An 18,844-nucleotide genomic window follows, 5' to 3' on the forward strand; every position below is an offset into this window, starting at 1 on the left:
AATAGCGCCCCGGATCGCTCCGAAGCGCTTGATTGTCATATTCTATTCGTAGATTGGACGAACCGGATTCGTCTGCTCACGGTTGCGGCCTACCGAGAAGATGGCAATTGGAATGCCTGTCAGCTCGGATACGCGGTTTAAGTAGTTCAGTGTGTTCTGCGGAAGGTCTTCCAGCTTCTTCGCGCCGGAGATATCCTCCGACCAGCCTGGATATTCCTCGTATACCGCTTCGCATTCCGACAGCATCTTCAGGCTTGCCGGATAATGCTCAATGATCTCGCCGCGGTACTTGTAGCCTGTGCAGATCTTCACGGTGTCCAGACCTGTCAGAACGTCCAGCGAGTTCAACGACAGACCTGTAATGCCGCTTACGCGGCGTGCGTGACGGACAACAACCGTATCGAACCAGCCTACACGGCGCGGACGTCCCGTTACGGTGCCGTACTCATGGCCTTTGTCACGGATGATTTGGCCGATTTCGTTATCTTGCTCTGTCGGGAACGGGCCGTCGCCTACGCGAGTTGTGTAAGCCTTCGCCACGCCGATCACTTGTTGAATCTTGGATGGACCTACGCCAGAACCGATGCAGACGCCGCCTGCAGATGGGTTGGAGGACGTAACGAACGGATATGTGCCTTGGTCGATATCCAGCATAACGCCTTGCGCGCCTTCGAATAATACTTTCTTACCAGCGTCGATGGCGTCGTTCAGTATGACAGACGTGTCCGTGACGTATGGACGCAGAATCTCTGCGTAGCCCAGATAATCGCTCACGATCTTGTCTACGTCCAGCGGCTCGCCGCCATACACTTGCTGGATCAGGTTGTTCTTCTCTGCCATAACGCTGCGTACGCGGGACTCGAACTCCTCTGCGTCCATCAGGTCGCTGATGCGGATGCCGTTGCGTGCGGCTTTGTCCATATAGCAAGGGCCGATGCCTTTGCGCGTTGTGCCGATTTTGTTATCGCCTTTGCGGTCTTCTTCCAATGCATCAAGCACCAGGTGATACGGCATGATAACATGCGCGCGATCACTGATCTTCAGATTGGCTGTCGAAAAACCATTGTCATGAATATAGTTAATTTCGTCGATCAGCGCTTCCGGATTAATAACCATACCGTTGCCGATGACGCAAGTTTTATCATGGTTAAAGATGCCCGATGGAATCATCGTCAGCTTATATTTTTTGTTATCGATGAGAATGGTGTGTCCGGCGTTGTTTCCTCCTTGGTAACGAGCAACAACGTCAGCTCCCTCTGCTAGGAAGTCGGTGATTTTGCCTTTCCCTTCGTCTCCCCACTGCGTACCGACTACAACTACCGTAGACATAATCATACCCCCGTCCGATGTTTTCGAACATCGAAAATTACCGTCCCTGTAGCTCCTTTAACGCGGCGCTCGCCAGAAGACAGCATTATTAGTGTAGCAGTCTCACCTTCAGAAGTCAAACGAAAAACGAACAATTGCACAGTCGCCCATGCAATTGTTCGGATATTACGAGGCTTGTGACGGATCCTGATGGGTTCGGTCCAAGCTTACGAATTTATTGTAGTTTTTGAGGAAGACCAGCTCTACCGTGCCTACTGGCCCGTTACGCTGCTTGGCGATAATAATCTCGATAATATTTTTCTTCTCCGATTCCTTGTCATAGTAGTCGTCCCGGTACAGGAACGATACGATGTCGGCATCTTGCTCGATGGAGCCGGATTCCCTAAGGTCGGACATCATCGGACGCTTGTCCTGCCGCTGCTCGACGCCCCGGCTAAGCTGCGACAGCGCGATGACGGGAACTTCCAGCTCACGCGCAATCTGCTTCAGCGTACGGGAAATCTCGGATACTTCCTGCTGGCGGTTCTCGCCTGCCTTGCCGCGCCCTTGAATGAGCTGCAAGTAGTCAATCAGAATCATGCCGAGTCCGCGTTCCTTCTTCAGTCTGCGGCACTTCGCGCGAATGTCGGCGACAGTAATGCCCGGCGTATCATCGATGAAGATTTGCGCTTCTGACAAGGCGCCGATCGCCATCGTCAGCTTCTCCCAATCGTCACCTTCTAGGTTACCTGTACGCATCCGCGTCGCGTCGACGTTGGCCTCGGCACAGATCATCCGCTGTACGAGCTGAGCCGCTGACATCTCCAAGGAGAAGATGGCGACGGTCTCCTTGGCTCTGACGCCCACGTTCTGGGCAATATTCAGCGCGAAGGCGGTTTTGCCGACGGAAGGACGCGCCGCGACGATAATAAGGTCGCTTCGCTGGAAGCCAGCCGTCATCCGGTCGAGATCGACGAAGCCCGACGGAATGCCCGACGTGCCGCCTTTGTTGGCATATAGAAACTCGACCTTCTCGAATACTTCCATCAATACGTCTCGGATGGAGATAAAGCCGCTGCTGGAACGCCGGTTGGAGATTTCGAGAATTTTCTTCTCCGCGTCGCTCAGCAGGACGCCGACATCCTCGGCGTTGGCATAACCATCGGTAACGATATTGGTTGCGGTACGGATGAGGCGCCGCAGCATCGATTTCTCTTCGACGATCTGGGCGTAATAATCGACGTTCGCCGCAGTTGGCACGGCATTGGCTAGCTTCGCTAAGTAGCTGACGCCGCCGATCTCCTCCAGCAGTCCTTGATCCTGGAGATGCGCCGTAAGCGTCACCAGATCGACCGGTTGGCTGTTCTCGCCCAGCTCAATCATAGCTTCATATATTCTTTGATGTCCGCTGCTGTAGAAATCCTCGCTCCGAATCCGCTCCATCGCCGTAATTAATGCTTCCGGCTGCAGCAGAATCGCACCGATGACCGCTTGCTCCGCTTCCATGTTTTGCGGCGGAACCCGGTCGAACATCGGCTCCATACTCATCGTGCGCCTCTCCTTTCATTTATATACATTGCTAAAGTAGTCAAAAATCAAATAGCTGGGCATAAACGCTGCGAGAGGGGATTATTCCTCCGATCGCTGTTGTAGACGGATTCTCTCATTCCCCTAAACCGCACAGCGGTTAGAATCCGTCTACAAAGGCGAACACTCCGTTTCTCCGGAACAATCCCCTCTCTCCGCGCCCCATGCGCAGAGCTTCTTATGAATTCAAGCCACTTATAACGATGGCTTTCCATTTTAATTTAACGAGCCTTACTCCTCAGCCGTCTGAACGTTCAGCTTCGCTTTCACATCAGGATGCAGCTTAACTGGAACCTGAGTAACACCCAGCGTACGAATCGGCTCATCCAGCTCGATTTTGCGCTTGTCGATTTTGACGCCTTTGGCTGCCAATGCTTCGGCGATCTGCTTGCTGGTAATAGCGCCGAACAAGCGGCCGCCTTCTCCGGCCTTCGCCTTTACGACAATGGTCATCTCTTCCAGACGCTTGCCCAGTTCTTGCGCGTCTTCCTTTTCCTTCTGCTTGCGCTTCTCTTCGGAAGCCGTCTGAACCTCAAGCGTCTTCAGGTTGCCGTCCGAAGCCAGCTTCGCCAGACCTTTCGGCAGCAAGAAGTTGCGTACATAGCCCTCCGACAGATCCTTGACTTGGCCCTTTTTACCTTGGCCTTTCACGTCTTGCAAGAAGATTACTTTCATTCGAATAACCCCTCTTCCGATTCGATTTGTTCGAGTACGGCCTTCAGCTTGGCCGCTACCTCATTGACAGTCCCTTCAAGCTGGGCCGCCGCATTGGTCAGATGGCCGCCGCCGCCCATGCGCTCCATGACGACCTGTACATTCATGCCGCCAAGCGAGCGTGCGCTAATGCCGATTAATCCGTCCGGCCTCTCTCCGATGACGAAGGAAGCCAGGATGTCGGTCATATTCAGCAGCGTGTCGGCAGATTGCGCAATCAATAATTGCGAGTTTACCTTACCGCCTTCGACTACTGCGAAAGCGACATGGTCATACAACACCTGCGCATGCTTGATAATCTCCGCTTTGTTCACATAACCTTCGAGATCCTCCTGCAGCATGCGCTGGATCATCATCGTATCCGCGCCGTTGCGGCGCAGGAAGGATGCCGCTTCGAACGTTCTGGCTCCCGTACGAAGCGAGAAGCTCTTCGTGTCGACCGTAATGCCCGCGAGCAGCGATGTCGCCTCGCGAATATCGAGCACGACCCGGTCGTGAATATATTGAAGCAGCTCGGTGACCAGCTCGCATGTGGAGGAAGCATACGGCTCCATGTAGACCAGAATCGCGTTGGAGATAAACTCCTCGCCGCGGCGATGATGGTCGATCACAACAATGCGGTCGGTCTGCGCCAGCAGCTTAGGCTCCTTCACCATGGAAGCCTTGTGTGTATCGACCACAATCGCCAGCGATTGCGGCGTCATCAGCGCCATCGCTTGCTCCGGCGATACGAACCGCTTCGACAGCTTCTCATCCTCACGGATCAGCTCCATCATCTTGTCGATGGAGGAATTGACGCCCTCCAGCACGATATAAGCTTCCTTGCCGAAGAGCTGAGCCGCCTTCAGCACGCCGATCGCCGCGCCGACCGCGTCCATGTCTGGAAGCTTGTGGCCCATAATGACCACATTATGGCTCTCGCGAATCAGGTCGCGCAGCGCATGGGCAACCACCCTCGCTCTGACGCGCGTCCGCTTCTCAACCGCGTTCGACTTGCCGCCGTAGAACGACTGGCGGCTACCGACTTTGACCGCCGCCTGATCGCCGCCGCGTCCCAGCGCAATATCAAGGCTCATATGCGCCCATTGGCCAAGCTCGACGATCTGCTCCGCGCCTGCGGCAAAGCCGATGCTGAGCGTGACCGGAATCTTCTGCTCGCCAGTCATCTCGCGCACTTCATCCAGAATGACAAAGCGGGAATGCTCCAGCTGGCGAAGCGTCTTCTGATCCGTGATTAGAATGAAGCGGTCGGAGGTGACCCGCTTGAGATAGATCTTATACTTCTGCGCCCATTCCGTAATCTCGGTTGTGACCTTGGAGAGCAGCGTCCCGCGCTGATGATCATCCAGTCCCTGCGTCACTTCCTCCAGATTATCAATCATGACGACGCCAATCGACAGCTTCTCGTCCTCATACTTGCGGCCGAGCTGCCAAAGATCCGTAATGTTCTTCACATAGAGAATACGTTCCTTGGGCCGAAAGATCAGCTGGTACATATGTGTACCAACCGCCGCCTCGACCGTACCCTCGCGGTCCTTCGCATGCTGAAGCGTCGGGAACAGCTCCGTCAGCTGCACGCCGATCAAGGACTCCTTCTCCATCAGCTGCGAGATGTACGGATTATGCCACTCTACCGTGCGTTCCTCATTATATAAAATAATGCCGAACGGCAACTCGTTGATCACGTCGTTGCCGCCTTTCTTCACCCGGTACGAGAGCGTGCCGAGGTACGTCTTCAAGTCCTTGCGGAACGCCCGTTCCGCAAAAAACGTGTAGACCGCTATTCCGATTGTCACGATAAAAGCGGCCAGGCCGACGATCCACTGGAACCAGGCCAGCACGGCAGACATGAGCAGCATGGCGCCAAGCGCCGCCACATGATGCATACCGTGCCATCTGTTAATTAGAAACTTTGGCATTTCCCATTCGCTCCCGTGCTATTGTTGTTTGGTAAACGACTTCCGGATCGGAAAGGCGGTATCCAGGACGCCAATCAAGCTAAGCGGCGGCAAGAGCAGCACTGGTATGGCGATTAGGATCGGAACAACCTTGTTCCACTTCCTCTCATGCGCGATAAAGAAGAAGAAGCCAATCGCTTGAATCGCGAATACATACCCAAGCAATGGCACCAGATTCATCAGCGCTACCGCGAGGAATGAATCATCGCCAGGCTTGATGAACAGGTCAATCACATAAGCGATCAGATAATAAATAACCAGAACGCGAGGCAAACGCCAGTCCTTAGCCTGCGGGAATGCCGGTACTTCCAGTCCGCTGCGAATCACGGCTCTGCGCGATACATAATGCGAGAATACCGTGTACGCAAACGCCAAGACGATAAAGGTCAGCGGAATCATATGAATGACCCTTTGGATCAGCATATCGATAAATTCTGAATTCCAACCCGGCGCCAGCAAATTCTGGTCCTGCATCGAATCGAATGTCGTGCGTATTGTGTGGCTCATCTCGTTAAGCAGCGAAATATCAAATATCATCTGGAACAACATCAGCTCCAGCATCAGCAAAGCCAGAATGACGATCGTGCCCGTCCGTATGACTTTAGCCGCGGCGGCCCCGTTTCTGTACAGATGACCCATGACGATTGCCGGCACGAGGAAGAACAAGCCGATAATGAGAACGGCAGGTCCGGCGATTAATCCCGCAAGCAGCCATACCGGTATTAAGTGTAACAGGAACGCTCCTCTGGATAGCGTCGTATAGAGCACCACATACGGAACCATCATAAGCAGCAGCGCCGGTAAATTCAGCAAAGGCACTGCCAGCAGCAGCAATAGCAGGAACGCCGCTCCGCTCCACAGCAAGGGTTTCAACCCAGTCTTCATCCGTTCACCTCTTAAGCCATTTCTAAGTTCTCCTGTCTAGAAGACATTCATCCTTCATTATAGCACAAAAGCCAGTTCGCACGCATAGATGAGTCCGCCTTATGGCTGGGTATTCCGGTAATAAAGGGAAGGGACTCCCCCGCAGGATCATTCAGATCCGTTGGGACAGTCCCTTCTGGCAATAATCAATAATTTCGCTTCTGCGTACAATTCCGATAAAATGGTCGCGATCGTCTACAACCGGCACAAAGTTCTGCACCTTGGCAAGCGAGATCAGATCGTCCATATTGGCATCAATATTCACCGTCTTATTGTTAATCCGCAGCGGTACGTCGATCAGCTTCACCTTGTAGGAGCTGTCGAACGTCAGATCCGGGCGGTTCTTCATGAACCACAGCAGATCTCCCTCTGTTACTGTGCCGATATATCCGCCATCTTCATTAATGATGGGAACGGCAGAATAGCGGTGATATTCCATGCGCTCCAGCGCCTGTCTGAGCGTCGCGTCATGCGGCAGACATACGACCTCATGCTTAGGCAGCAGGAAAAAGGCAATATTCATCCTTCCATTCACTCCGTTTCATGCACCGACGACGCACTGGAGAGCACCTCTACCTCTTTCTTGCTGTCTTCATCTTTCGGAGGAAGAATCAAGCTGCCCGCTTTCGTGTCGGCGTTCAACCAGTTTTTGATCATGAGCTGAACACTAGCAAGGTCTTCTTCATTCGCAAAATAGTACCAAGGCCCTCCGGCCTCCAGCCTGTGGCCTTCACCCAGAATCGTCTGGCTGTACATATTGCGGTTCTTCGATTGCACCATGCTTTGAGCCAAGTCAACCAGCTTGCTCGGCTGCATATCCGTACTGAAGTTCTCGCCCATGATGTCCAGAAGCTCAGGAATCTTGCTCCATTGCTTCATTGCGGACGCCTTCTCTATCATAGCATGAAGGAACTGCTGATGTCTCTCTGTACGGCTCATATCGCCGCCGGCATCTTCACGATAACGCACGAAATTCAGCGCATCGTTGCCGTTGTACAGATCTTGCCCGCCTTTGATGGTGAATTTCTCATGGTACGGGTCCTTGTTCACGATGTCTTCTTCGATCGGAAGCGCAATGCCGCCCAGCGCGTCGATTGCGGCACGGAAGCCTTCAAAGTTAATAGAAGCATAGTAGTTGACCGGCGCATCCAGGAACTTCTCGACCGTATCCATCGACATACCCGCTCCGCCGAAGGCAAAAGCGTGGTTAATCTTGTCTTCGCGATCCCTGCCGACAATCTCCACATACATATCGCGAGGAATCGACACCAGCAGCATATTGCCGTCGCTTGGACGGACGACGGTATAGATCATCGTATCCGACCGTCCAATCTCCTTGCCGCGCTGGTCTACGCCTAGCAACAGCACCGAGAACGGGTCCTGCTTCGTCTTGTCGACATTGACCGGCTTCGGCTCGCGCCCTTCGATCGGCTTGTACGTGTTCTCCAGCCGCTTCTCGACCTCGCCCTGCAGGAACCAGTCGAAGCCCATCATAGCAAGCGCGCCGCGGTTAAAGTAGGCCAGCGATAAAATGATGAGAGCGACTGCACTAATGATATAGGCCCGTTTATATTTCTTCATATCCTACCATTCTCTCCATTCCGATATCTCTTTTTGTCGATTTAGTTGTGATATACCCCTTTTCATTTTAGACGAAGCAAAGCCCAAGCAGGTTACAAACCCGTTACAATTCATTCGTTCCAATATTACCAAAGTTTTGCTATAGTAGAGAGGTCTATTGCTAGTCCATACGGCATATATTGTATCTAACGATGATGATCAGAAAGGGATGAACTTATCTCCATGCAGCCCATTCAAGTCAATCCAGACCCGTCGTCGACCGGACTGGACCCTAAGGTAGCCGGATTGCTCTGTTATTTGGCCGGATTTATTACAGGTATCATATTTCTGGCAATTGAAAAGCAGAGCCGCTTCGTCAAATTTCATGCCATGCAGTCTACAGCTGTCTTTGTCGTCCTGATAGCCGTCAACCTGGTCCTAGGCGCTATTCCGATTATCGGCTGGCTTGTCTCCCTTATTCTGACTCCGCTCACCTTCATTCTCTGGATCGCGCTCATGCTGCTCGCACTGCAAGGCAAGCAGTTCAAGCTGCCGTATATCGGCGAATGGTCGGAGCAGCAGATCGGTAAGTTCTAAGATAAGACACTGATAATGATCAGCCTACAATAAGAAGAGAAACCCGCCATGATGACGGGTTTCTCTTCTTTTCTTCTATATATAGCAGCTATGCCCTTGTACTGCCTCCTGCTTGCACTAATCTTACAGGCTTCCGCTCTTCGCGCTGCCCTTCTGCTTCCTCTTCGCATCCGCCGCCTTCAGATCATCCTGTACGCTGCCCTTCCATAACGACACGCCTGAACGATAGGCCGCGCGCCCATTCAGATGCCCGGCTACCGGGGAAGTGATGAATACGAAGACAATACCAAGCAGCAGCTTGATGCTGATATGGTTCTCGAAGAGCCAGAAGTACAGGAATCCGCCAAACAAAATAAGGAGCACGCCCATCGTCGCACTTTTGGTCGCCGCATGGGATCGCAGATACACATCCGGCAGCCGGATCAGACCGAAGACGCTGATGACGCAAACGATCGCTCCAAGCAGAATGAGTATGCCGAGCAGCCACTCACCGATCATCCCCAGACTCAAGGACTACACCCCTCTCTATATATCTTGCGAATGCTGTCGTACCGATGAACGTCAGAATGCCGAGCAGCAGAATGATATCGAAGTAGGCTGTCGTTCGCAGCAGCATGCTAAGCACGGCAATCGTGGCAAGCAGCAAAATCCCGATCGTGTCGAGCGCCGCGATCCGGTCCGGAATGGACGGCCCCTTGAGCAGACGGTATAGCGCGCCGAGAATGGCTAGCGACAACAAGATAAGAGCAGTAATCAGCAATCCATCCATCATACGCGCGTCACCTCCATAATCGCTCTCTCGAACGTATTTTTGATCTGGTGCTTCAACTGCTCCGCATCCTCGATATCCATCGCATGAATATATAGCGTCTCCCCGTCTCCCGCTACATCCAGCGTAAGCGTGCCGGGCGTCAGACAGATCAAGCAGGACAACAGCGTAATCTCCCAATTCGATTGCAGCTCCGTCTTCATTGCGAAGATACCAGGCCGAATCGATAGCTTGGGCTTCAAGATAAGCAGCAATACGGCATAGCTCGATATGAACAGCTCTTTTATGAATAGGACGAACAGCTTAACTACGGCCCAAGCCCGCTTCAGTATAATCATCTCATCTACTCCTTTAGCACCGCGTCAATATAGATAGCGGGCTGCACCAGAGTCTGGCCCGCTTCCGATACGAACCCGAACACCCACTCCGCGCCGACTCCCATCGCAATGACAAGTACGAACAGACCCGCCCCAGACAAGAGCTTAATCCGGTAATCCGACGCCATTCCCGGCGTAGTCTCAACGCTAACAGTCCGTTCTTCTCCCCAAAACGCCGCCATAAAGATGCGGATCAAGGAGTACAGCACGACGAAGCTGGATGCGACGGATAATGCCGCAAGCAGATAGTGCTCCGCCGCGAAGCCGCCGCGTATAATCATCATCTTGCCTGCGAAGCCGCTAAACGGCGGAATGCCGGCAATCGCCAGCGCCGTGACGAAGAACATCCAGCCCAGATATGGATGGCGCTTGATCAGTCCGCCCATCTCCGCCAGCTGCTTCGTCCCGGCCGCAGCGATAATCATGCCGCCAAGCAGGAAGAGCAGCGCTTTGCCGATCATATCATGGATCAAATAAAACACCGCCCCGTCCAGCGCATCTCGATTGGCCGAGACAAGACCGAATGCGATAAAGCCTACACTGATGACCACGTTGTAATTCAGAATGCGCGGAATGTCCTTGTAGGCCATCGCCCCGATCGCGCCCAGCACCATCGTCGCCCCCGCCATCCAGCCCATCCAGCTATGCGTAACGGACGGATCATGATAGAAAATCAGCGTGAAGGTACGCAGCAGCGCATACAGTCCGACCTTAGTGAGCAGCGCTGCGAAGATCGTGCGAATCGCCGCAGGCGGAGCACCATAGGAGCCTGGCAGCCAGAAGAACAGGAACAATCCAGCCTTCAGCGCGAACACAATCATGAACAGCACAGCGATGACATTCAGAATGCCGCCTTGTCCCGCTTCAGCAACCCGAACGGACAGATCGGCCATGTTCAGCGCTCCCGTGACACCATAGAGATAAGCGACCGCCGCTACGAATAAGGCCGAGGATATAATGTTCACCAGCATATATTTCAGCGATTCTCTTAATTGAAGCTTCGTGCCTCCATGCACGATTAACGCATAGGAGGAGATTAACATCACCTCGAAGCAGACGAACAAGTTGAAGATATCCCCTGTCAAGAATGAGCCGGTCACACCAACGAGCAGAAATTGAAATATCGGGTAATATAAATGCCGCTCGCGCTCCTCCCCGATGCTTCGGAAGGAGTACAACAAGCAAAACAGCCCGATAATTGCTGTCGTCAGCACAAGCAGTGCAGCCAGCATGTCCGCGACAAAGATAATGCCGTACGGCGGAACCCATCCGCTCATATATAACGTCTGAATACCGTCGGTCTTCACTTGATAGAGGATATAAGCGGCGACAGCGATATTCACCAGGCCGCTTATTCCGCTAATCCAGCGCTGTATGGCGATGCGCCCTTTCAAGAAGACAAGGATGACTGCCGTCAGTAACGGAATGATAAGCGGGAGAACTAACGTATTATTCATTCTGCTCCCCCCTTAGCTGCTCCATATCGTCAGTCCCGAGCTTCCGGTACGCTTTGTATGCCAACACAATGAAGAATGATGTCACGCCGAAGCTAATGACGATTGAAGTCAGAATGAGCGCCTGCGGCAGCGGATCTACGTAAGCTTCTGCCTTCTCGCCGAGCAGCGGAGCCGCCCCTGTCTTCAGACGCGACATTGTCAGCAGCAGCAGATGAACGCCATGCGTCAGGAAGGATGTGCCCAGAATGATACGCAGCAAGCTTTTGGACAGAATCAGATAGACGCCTACCGTGAACAACACGCCAATCGTCAAGGACATATACAGTTCCATCTATTGATCCCTCCCAATGGTGAAGATAATCGTCATGGCGACCCCGATAACCGTCAGATAAACGCCCAGATCGAACAACGTCGCCGTAGCCAGCTCCAGCTCACCGATAATCGGCACATCGAAGTAACCGAAGGCATGGCTGAGGAACGGAGCATCGAAGACGAAGGAGCCAATGCCCGTCAGCAAGGCAATTAGAATGCCTAACGCAGTCAGCCTCTGGAAGTTCAGCGGCATCAAGCGGTCTACCGACTTGATCCCGAACGACATGCCCATTAGCAGCAGCGCCGCGGATGCCATCAATGCCCCGATAAATCCGCCGCCGGGATGATTATGCCCCATGTAGAACATGTACAGGGAGAAGCCAAGGATAATGACGATCGCCAGCTTCGCTATCGTCTTTAGAATCATATCGTTGCTCTTGTACCCGTCAAGCGGCAGAACCGTTCCGGACTGGCCCGAAGCGCCCTCTTCTATCCCATCCTCCTTAAGCTTGAGCTTGATCAGCGCATAGATGCCGAAGGACGCAATGCCTAGAACGACAATCTCCAGCATCGTATCAAAGCCCCGGAAGTCCACGAGAATGACATTGACGACGTTTTTGCCGCCTGCGAGCTTATAACTATTTTCCAGGAAATAATGGGAGATAGATTCGAACGGCCTCGTCCCGCTTGCGCTCAGGGCAACCAGCGTCATCGTCACGCCTACTCCCAGCGCTATGACGAAGTTCCCCAGCTTGAATCGAAGCGAGACCAGCTCCTTCTTCAGCTTCGGCAAGTGGTAGAAGCATAGCAGGAACAGGGCGACCGAGACGGTCTCCACGCTGAGCTGGGTCAACGCCAGATCCGGCGCACGGAAGATCACGAAGAACAACGAGACCAGATAACCGACTGCCCCTGTCAAAATAATCGCCATCAACCGCGAGTTGACGAACAATACAGCGATGGACGCGATAACGAGCGCAAGCATGATCGCCGCCTCGTAGAAGCTCATAGCTGCATAGCTAGACGTATCCAGCTTTATGGCATCCTGCGAGAGTAACGTAAGGCCAAGTGCCACAATCAGGAAGACGAAGATATACATCATATAATGACGGAGCGACCCTGTCATATATACTCTCGTGATGGCATGGGAGACGCGGTCCATCATACGCAGACCGCCATCGTAGCTTTTATTCAAGGTTGCCTTGGCGAATAACGGCTGATTCAGCACGGCTGTCCGTTTATGCAGCAAGAACAGGATAATCCCCAGTACCGCTACTCCAGCCGTCATGTACAACTCTGTCGTGAATCCATGCCATAAGCTGATCGATACCATGAACTGCTCGCCGGGAGCCAGCAGCCCCGGATGTATAGCCGCCATAGCCGGTTCAATCAGCGCGTAGGACGCCAGATTCGGGAATAGCCCGAATACAATCGCGAGCGCAGCCAGCACCACCGGCGACAGCAGCAGGCCGATCGGCGCTTCATGCGGCTTTTTCTCCAGCTTGTCGAACTGGGCCTTGCCTCCGAATGTACGGAAGACTAGCAGCATGCTGTAGACGAATGTGAAGATGCTGGCAACCCACGCAATCACCGGGAACAGCGTTCCCCATACGTCCATGCCATACAGATCCATGCTGCGAATATTCAGTACAGCTGTGAAGAACATTTCCTTACTAAGGAAACCATTGAACGGCGGGATGCCAGCCATGGAGAACGAGCCGATCATTGCAATCGTGAAGGTGATCGGCATGACCGACATCAATCCGCCTAGCTTGCGGATATCCCGGACTCCCGTCTCATGATCGACGATACCGACCACCATGAACAGCGCGCCTTTGAATATTGCGTGATTCAGCAAGTGAAAGACCGCGGCCATCGTCGCTTTGCTGAAGAACTCGGCTTGCGGTGTCCCTGTATAGAGGGCAGCTGCCGAGCCAAGACCGAACAAGCTCATGACCAGTCCCAGTTGGCTGATGGTCGAGAAGGCGAGCATGGACTTCAGATCGACTTGCTTCAGCGCGCGGAACGAGCCGTAGAACAGCGTCAGCAGGCCAAGCCCTGACACCAGCCATAGCCATAATGCCTCTCCCGCGAAGATCGGACTCATACGCGCAACCAGATAGATGCCCGCCTTCACCATCGTTGCCGAGTGCAGATAGGCGCTGACCGGTGTCGGCGCTTCCATCGCATCCGGCAGCCAGATATGGAATGGGAACTGCGCCGACTTCGTGAACGCCCCGAGCAGAATGAGCAGCATCGCCGGGATGAACAGATCATGCTCCGCAATCGCAGCGGCACCGCCGATCAGCTCCCGGATGCTGAACGTGCCTGCCATCACATAGAGCAACAGGAAGCCCGCGAACATCGCCAAACCGCCGAAGACGGTAATGACAAGCGACTTCATCGCTCCGTATCTTGATTTCTCCCGCTCATGCCAGAAGGCGATTAACAGGAAAGACGAGATGCTCGTCAGCTCCCAGAAGCCATACAGCACCATCAGATTGTCCGACAGCACCAGCCCGAGCATCGCTCCCATGAACAACATGAGACTGACGTAGAAGCGGACGAGCTTCTCCTTGTTTTTATCCAGATAATAGATTGAATACAGCAGCACCAGTGAGCCGATCCCCGTAATGAGGAGCGCGAACAGCAGCGCCAGCCCATCGGCATAGACATGCACATTTACACCTAGAGAGGGCATCCAGGCGATCGTGCCCTCCTGGAATCCCTTTTCCCGAATGACCGGGATAAGACTCAGCATGTAGACGAATAACGACGCTGGAACCGGCAACATCAGCCATCCCACATGGATGCGCGGAAATAGCTTATGCAGAATAGGCGCGCCAATCGCGAATAGAAAAGGCAAAATAATGGCGAGATGAAGAATAACCAAGCTGCGACCTCCTATATAAGTGTCCATAATTCAACAACAGTATTGCCCACCGAATGGTAAACCAAGCCATATCGCCCGGTTTCATCATCATTTGGAACGCATAACCCCAAAAAAACGCAAAAAGAGCCCGCTGTTGGCAGGCTCCTCCTCTTGAATCCATATGAATGCTTTTACGCGCAAAATGTAAGTCAATTATAGCCCCGGGCATCCGGGTTGTCAAAAGAAATTGCCCTGAATTCAGAATGAAGGTGCGACCATAAGGGGATTACTCATAAGTAAAGGAGTGAGTCAAATCCCGTGATTAGGTCCAAAATAATAATATGTTCCCTTGTAGCCCTGTCATTAATCGGAGCAAGCGCTATCACTCACCGTCAGCTCAAGGCCGAGCGCGAGTCTTATGCCATGCGCGTGCCCCTTCCGGAAGGAAGCTACCGAATCTATCAGGATGAAGACAGGCATGGAGACAGCGTAATCTACACGCCCTATTATCCGCGAGAATACATTCGCATCGTAAAGAGAATGCCGCGTCAATAGGCCGAAATAGCCTTTGACAAAAGGAATGTTGTCTCCTATCATGTAACACATCAAGCTAAATTACCAGCATTATGCTCCGGCTTGAACCCACTATTGCCAGGATGTGATTCATGATGAAGAAACAATTTTTGGTCATTGGCCTCGGACGCTTCGGCTCCAGCCTGACACGCACGCTGATCGAGAACGGGCATGAGGTGCTGGCGGTCGATAAGAATGAGCAGCTTGTGCAGGAGATGGCGTCGATTGCGACCCATGCGCTCCAGGCCGACTGTACAGATGAGTCCGTGCTGCGCGAGCTTGGCGCAAGCAACTTTACGCATGCCATCGTGGCCATCGGTGACGACCTGCAGGCGAGCATTCTGACCACGCTGCTGCTGAAGGATCTGAAGGTACCGAAGGTAACGGCCAAAGCCCGCAATGAAATGCACGGCAACGTGCTCAACAAGATCGGCGCGGATTATGTGATCTATCCTGAGCGGGATATGGGTGTTCGGCTGGGCAATCAGCTCAGCTCTGACAACCTGATCGATTATATCGAGTTGTCGCCGGAATATAATCTGTCCGAGATCCTGGCCCCTCCTGCCATGAACGGCCTGTCGCTGAAGGATCTGAATATCCGCGCGCGTTACGGCTGCACCATTATGGCGATCAAGACAGGGCAGAACATCAACGTGTCACCGAAAGCCGAGGATGCGATTCATACCGGAGATATTCTTCTCATTATAGGCAGTTACGATGATATAAGAGATTTGGAGAGCGATTATGGACGCCCTTAGAACGAGGCGCAATGAACAGAGCTTTGCCGAGCGAACCATCAATCGGCTCAAGAACAACATTAGCCCGCCTCAACTGATAACGATTGTGTTTTTCTTCTTAATCTGCATCGGTACTGTGCTGCTAAGCATGCCATTCTCCTCCAGTACGGGACATTCCGTCGGTTTCTTGAACGCCATGTTCACAGCGGTGTCCGCCGTCTGCGTGAACGGTCTCGTCGTGCTCGATACCGGCTCCGCCTTCTCGGTAGCTGGACAAGTCGTCATTATGATTCTGATCCAGATTGGCGGTATCGGCTTCATGACATTAGGCGTTATGGTCGCGATCCTGTTAGGCAAAAAAATCGGCCTGAAGCAACGTCTCATTATCCAGCATTCCACCCAGTCCACCTCTGCGCAAGGCTTGGTGAGGCTGTCGCTGTACATGGTTCTTATCGTATTCTTATTCGAATCGATTGCGACGCTGATTCTGACGCTGCGCTGGGAGGGTGAGATGGGGCTTGGCAATGCTGCCTACTACGCATTGTTCCATTCCATATCCGCCTTTAACAACGCAGGCTTCGCCCTGTGGTCGGACGGACTTAGCCAGCATGTCGGCGATCCGATTGTGAACTTCATCATTATTACCTTGTTTGTGGTCGGCGGACTTGGCTATATCGTCGTCGTTGACATTGTCCGCAAGCGCTCCTGGCGCAAGCTGTCGCTCCATTCCAAGATCGTCATTCTGGCTACAGCGATCCTGTCCGTAACCGGCTTCCTGCTTCTGTTCCTGCTGGAGAGCTGGAATAGCGCAACCTACGGCGATCTGACGGTCAGCGAACGGATTATGGCGTCCATCTTTCAGAGCTTCACGCCAAGGAGCGCCGGGTTCAACACCGTCGATATCGGAAGCATGCTGGCCGTGTCTCAGTTCCTGCTGATTATCTTCATGTTCATTGGAGCGGCTTCTGGCGGTACCGGCGGCGGCATCAAGATTAACACCGTTGTCGTCCTGCTGCTGGCTACGTTCAATACGTTCCGCGGAGGCGGACAAATCCATGCATTCGAGCGCAAAATCTCGCAAGACTCTGTCATGCGAGCGTTAGCCGTCGTCATTAGCTCCCTTGCCTGCGTCCTGCTCGTCACGCTGGTGCTGACGATTACCGAGGATATGCTGGAGGACCACTTCCTGGAGGTGCTCTTCGAGGCAACCTCGGCCTTCAGTACAACCGGCCTCTCTATGGGGCTTACAGGCGACTTATCCGACATCGGCAAAGTCATTGTCTCTATTACCATGTTCATCGGTCGGCTTGGTCCGCTTACACTGGCCTTTGCCTTATCGCAGAAGAAACAAACCTCCAAGATCGGATACCCGGAGGATCATATCCTCATTGGTTAAGAGGGAATTACACGAAGAAGGCCCGCAGCGGTGTCGCTGCGGGCCTTCTATTTATTCTGTACAACCCATAGCATTAATGTCCTGATGTGGCGGTTAGTCCAATCTTGTCCATCAACCGGCGGCTTTCCTCATTTAGGCCTAGAATGTCTACCGACTTGCCAAGCTGCTCATACTTGCCGACTACCTTGGATATCGCCGTGACGGCTGAATGGTCCCAAACATGCGAGGCCGAGAAGTCGATGGCAATTCGATCGGGATCACCCTGCGGATCGAACAGATCAGCGAAGTGACTCATTGTTCCAAAGAACATTTGGCCGCGAATCCGGTACACCTTGCGTCCGCCCGCTTCCAGCTCAGAGACCGCTTGTATCCGTGCAATCTTCCAGCCAAAGATTAGCGCGCTCATAATCACCCCGACCAGCACCCCTCTCGCCAGATCATGCGTATACACGACGACAGCAACTGTCGTCGCCATGACCAGCGTATCGGCCACCGGTATGCGCTTCATATTCACAATGGACCGCCAATCGAAGGTGCCAATAGATACCATAATCATGACCCCTACCAAAGCAGGCATCGGAATAACCCGTACGACATCCCCCAGCACCATAATGAGGAATAGCAGTACCAAGCCAGCGGTCAGCGTCGACAATCGGCCCCTGCCGCCGGACTTCACATTAATAACAGACTGGCCGATCATGGCGCAGCCGGCCATACCTCCGAAGAAGCCTGTCACCGTATTAGCGATCCCTTGACCGCGTACTTCCTTATTCTTGTCGCTTTTCGTATTCGTCGCTTCATCCAGTATGGTGGCAGTCATGAGGGACTCCAGAAGCCCGACGATTGCCAGCGTCAGCGAGACAGGAAAAATAATAGCGAGTGTATCCCAATTGAGCAAAATCTCCGGTACGTGGAAGAGCGGCAGCGAACGCGTAATCTCCCCCATATCTCCTACCGTATTCACTTGAATGCCGCCGAATACCGTTACACCTGTCATCACAATAATGGCAACAAGTGCTGAGGGTACGGCCTTCGTGATGCGGGGCAGGCCATAGATAATCAGCAGTGTTCCTGCAACCAACGCATACATAACCCATGTCGCCCCTTCAAACTGGACGAGCTGCGTCATAAAGATTAGAATCGCCAGCGCATTCACAAAGCCGGTCACGACAGACTGCGGCACAAAGGTAATGAAGCGCCCCAGCTTAAGCGAGCCGATAATAAACTGAAGGATGCCTGTCAGAATCGTTGCGGCATACAGATACTCCAGCCCGTGATCGGCAACCAGCGTCACCATGAGGACGGCCATCGCTCCGGTAGCGGCTGATATCATCCCCGGGCGTCCTCCTACGAGCGAGATGATGACTGCAATACAGAATGAAGCATGCAGTCCTACCATGGGATCGACACCGGCAATAATCGAGAATGCGATAGCCTCCGGAATCAATGCCAGCGCTACCGTAATCCCTGCCAGAACATCGCCTCGGATGTTGAAGAACCAGGTGTTTTTCAGTTTTGACAGTAAAATAAAAAATCCTCCTCTATGCTGTATGTAGATGACCTTCCACTCTCAGAAAGGTCGGGGCCGATGATCAACGTTTTTTATTATACATAGAGTTGTCCTGTCGTTCATCCTTTTTTTAGCGATGTAAGCGTATTAATAATTGCATTTCTTGTCCATCCTCAGTATTGCTTCGCTTTTC

General features: G+C 53.0%; 16 protein-coding genes and 1 pseudogene. 3 read left to right on the plus strand and 14 right to left on the minus strand.

The features are described 5' to 3' along the window. Positions 1 to 42 precede the first annotated feature (42 nt). The 7 genes from AC0YNW_RS22795 to AC0YNW_RS22825 form a co-directional block, all read right to left on the minus strand. Complete coding sequence (locus tag AC0YNW_RS22795; protein ID WP_387477021.1) at positions 43 to 1,329, minus strand: adenylosuccinate synthase; 1,287 nt, start codon at positions 1,327 to 1,329, stop codon at positions 43 to 45. Between the two features lie 165 nt (positions 1,330 to 1,494). Further along, entirely contained in the window at positions 1,495 to 2,856 is a 1,362-nt protein-coding gene (gene dnaB / locus AC0YNW_RS22800) for a replicative DNA helicase (RefSeq protein WP_475833904.1), read from the minus strand. Between the two features lie 270 nt (positions 2,857 to 3,126). Further along, positions 3,127 to 3,570, minus strand: a complete 444-nt coding sequence (gene rplI, locus AC0YNW_RS22805) for a 50S ribosomal protein L9 (RefSeq protein WP_387477018.1) — start codon at positions 3,568 to 3,570, stop codon at positions 3,127 to 3,129. Beyond that, positions 3,567 to 5,528: a DHH family phosphoesterase gene (locus AC0YNW_RS22810; RefSeq protein ID WP_475833905.1), complete on the minus strand. Its 1,962-nt coding sequence runs from the start codon at positions 5,526 to 5,528 to the stop codon at positions 3,567 to 3,569. Before AC0YNW_RS22810 ends, rplI begins: the two co-directional genes overlap by 4 nt. 18 nt (positions 5,529 to 5,546) lie before the next feature. Then, positions 5,547 to 6,452 carry a DUF2232 domain-containing protein gene (locus tag AC0YNW_RS22815; protein ID WP_387477014.1) on the minus strand — a complete coding sequence of 302 codons (906 nt, stop codon included), beginning with the start codon at positions 6,450 to 6,452 and terminating at the stop codon, positions 5,547 to 5,549. A 151-nt stretch (positions 6,453 to 6,603) separates the two neighbouring features. Beyond that, positions 6,604 to 7,014, minus strand: a complete 411-nt coding sequence (locus AC0YNW_RS22820) for a CBS domain-containing protein (protein ID WP_119803595.1) — start codon at positions 7,012 to 7,014, stop codon at positions 6,604 to 6,606. Between the two features lie 8 nt (positions 7,015 to 7,022). Beyond that, positions 7,023 to 8,072, minus strand: coding sequence for an LCP family protein (locus AC0YNW_RS22825; RefSeq protein WP_475833906.1), 1,050 nt, complete (start codon positions 8,070 to 8,072; stop codon positions 7,023 to 7,025). Positions 8,073 to 8,294: 222 nt separating this feature from the next. On the opposite strand from AC0YNW_RS22825, the gene AC0YNW_RS22830 reads away from it, so the two are divergent. Next, a complete protein-coding gene (locus AC0YNW_RS22830; protein ID WP_387477009.1) occupies positions 8,295 to 8,648 on the plus strand; it encodes a DUF4870 domain-containing protein in 354 nt (117 codons plus the stop codon). A 123-nt stretch (positions 8,649 to 8,771) separates the two neighbouring features. Here AC0YNW_RS22830 and mnhG read toward each other — a convergent pair whose 3' ends face one another. The 6 genes and pseudogenes from mnhG to AC0YNW_RS22860 form a co-directional block, all read right to left on the minus strand. Next, positions 8,772 to 9,152 carry a monovalent cation/H(+) antiporter subunit G gene (mnhG, locus tag AC0YNW_RS22835; protein WP_475833933.1) on the minus strand — a complete coding sequence of 127 codons (381 nt, stop codon included), beginning with the start codon at positions 9,150 to 9,152 and terminating at the stop codon, positions 8,772 to 8,774. Next, entirely contained in the window at positions 9,136 to 9,420 is a 285-nt protein-coding gene (locus AC0YNW_RS22840; RefSeq protein WP_387477007.1) for a Na(+)/H(+) antiporter subunit F1, read from the minus strand. Before AC0YNW_RS22840 ends, mnhG begins: the two co-directional genes overlap by 17 nt. After that, positions 9,417 to 9,743 (minus strand): annotated as a pseudogene (locus AC0YNW_RS22845) (Na+/H+ antiporter subunit E); the annotation flags it as partial. The gene AC0YNW_RS22840 and the pseudogene AC0YNW_RS22845, both read right to left, overlap by 4 nt. A 17-nt stretch (positions 9,744 to 9,760) precedes the next feature. Beyond that, entirely contained in the window at positions 9,761 to 11,251 is a 1,491-nt protein-coding gene (locus tag AC0YNW_RS22850) for a Na+/H+ antiporter subunit D (RefSeq protein ID WP_475833907.1), read from the minus strand. Beyond that, complete coding sequence (locus tag AC0YNW_RS22855; RefSeq protein WP_387477004.1) at positions 11,244 to 11,582, minus strand: Na(+)/H(+) antiporter subunit C; 339 nt, start codon at positions 11,580 to 11,582, stop codon at positions 11,244 to 11,246. Before AC0YNW_RS22855 ends, AC0YNW_RS22850 begins: the two co-directional genes overlap by 8 nt. Continuing rightward, the gene (locus tag AC0YNW_RS22860; protein WP_475833908.1) at positions 11,583 to 14,456 is read right to left on the minus strand and encodes a Na+/H+ antiporter subunit A; all 2,874 of its coding nucleotides are present in this window, start codon (positions 14,454 to 14,456) and stop codon (positions 11,583 to 11,585) included. 644 nt (positions 14,457 to 15,100) lie between these two features. Here AC0YNW_RS22860 and AC0YNW_RS22865 point away from each other — a divergent pair. Then, positions 15,101 to 15,766, plus strand: a complete 666-nt coding sequence (locus tag AC0YNW_RS22865; protein WP_387476998.1) for a potassium channel family protein — start codon at positions 15,101 to 15,103, stop codon at positions 15,764 to 15,766. Then, positions 15,753 to 17,141 carry a TrkH family potassium uptake protein gene (locus AC0YNW_RS22870; RefSeq protein WP_475833909.1) on the plus strand — a complete coding sequence of 463 codons (1,389 nt, stop codon included), beginning with the start codon at positions 15,753 to 15,755 and terminating at the stop codon, positions 17,139 to 17,141. Before AC0YNW_RS22865 ends, AC0YNW_RS22870 begins: the two co-directional genes overlap by 14 nt. 73 nt (positions 17,142 to 17,214) lie before the next feature. Here the strand turns inward: AC0YNW_RS22870 and AC0YNW_RS22875 are convergent, their stop codons facing one another. Beyond that, complete coding sequence (locus tag AC0YNW_RS22875; protein ID WP_475833934.1) at positions 17,215 to 18,669, minus strand: SulP family inorganic anion transporter; 1,455 nt, start codon at positions 18,667 to 18,669, stop codon at positions 17,215 to 17,217. Between the last annotated feature and the right edge of the window lie 175 nt (positions 18,670 to 18,844).

The organism is Paenibacillus sp. J31R120, from assembly GCF_056269225.1.

Excerpts from the sequence above, each read along its gene's own strand:
- AC0YNW_RS22795 (WP_387477021.1), bottom strand. The coding sequence starts at position 1,329 with ATGTCTACGGTAGTTGTAGTCGGTACGCAGTGGGGAGACGAAGGGAAA.
- dnaB (WP_475833904.1), bottom strand. The coding sequence starts at position 2,856 with ATGAGTATGGAGCCGATGTTCGACCGGGTTCCGCCGCAAAACATGGAA.
- rplI (WP_387477018.1), bottom strand. The coding sequence starts at position 3,570 with ATGAAAGTAATCTTCTTGCAAGACGTGAAAGGCCAAGGTAAAAAGGGC.
- AC0YNW_RS22810 (WP_475833905.1), bottom strand. The coding sequence starts at position 5,528 with ATGCCAAAGTTTCTAATTAACAGATGGCACGGTATGCATCATGTGGCG.
- AC0YNW_RS22815 (WP_387477014.1), bottom strand. The coding sequence starts at position 6,452 with ATGAAGACTGGGTTGAAACCCTTGCTGTGGAGCGGAGCGGCGTTCCTG.
- AC0YNW_RS22820 (WP_119803595.1), bottom strand. The coding sequence starts at position 7,014 with ATGAATATTGCCTTTTTCCTGCTGCCTAAGCATGAGGTCGTATGTCTG.
- AC0YNW_RS22825 (WP_475833906.1), bottom strand. The coding sequence starts at position 8,072 with ATGAAGAAATATAAACGGGCCTATATCATTAGTGCAGTCGCTCTCATC.
- AC0YNW_RS22830 (WP_387477009.1), top strand. The coding sequence starts at position 8,295 with ATGCAGCCCATTCAAGTCAATCCAGACCCGTCGTCGACCGGACTGGAC.
- AC0YNW_RS22840 (WP_387477007.1), bottom strand. The coding sequence starts at position 9,420 with ATGATGGATGGATTGCTGATTACTGCTCTTATCTTGTTGTCGCTAGCC.
- AC0YNW_RS22850 (WP_475833907.1), bottom strand. The coding sequence starts at position 11,251 with ATGAATAATACGTTAGTTCTCCCGCTTATCATTCCGTTACTGACGGCA.
- AC0YNW_RS22855 (WP_387477004.1), bottom strand. The coding sequence starts at position 11,582 with ATGGAACTGTATATGTCCTTGACGATTGGCGTGTTGTTCACGGTAGGC.
- AC0YNW_RS22865 (WP_387476998.1), top strand. The coding sequence starts at position 15,101 with ATGATGAAGAAACAATTTTTGGTCATTGGCCTCGGACGCTTCGGCTCC.
- AC0YNW_RS22870 (WP_475833909.1), top strand. The coding sequence starts at position 15,753 with ATGGACGCCCTTAGAACGAGGCGCAATGAACAGAGCTTTGCCGAGCGA.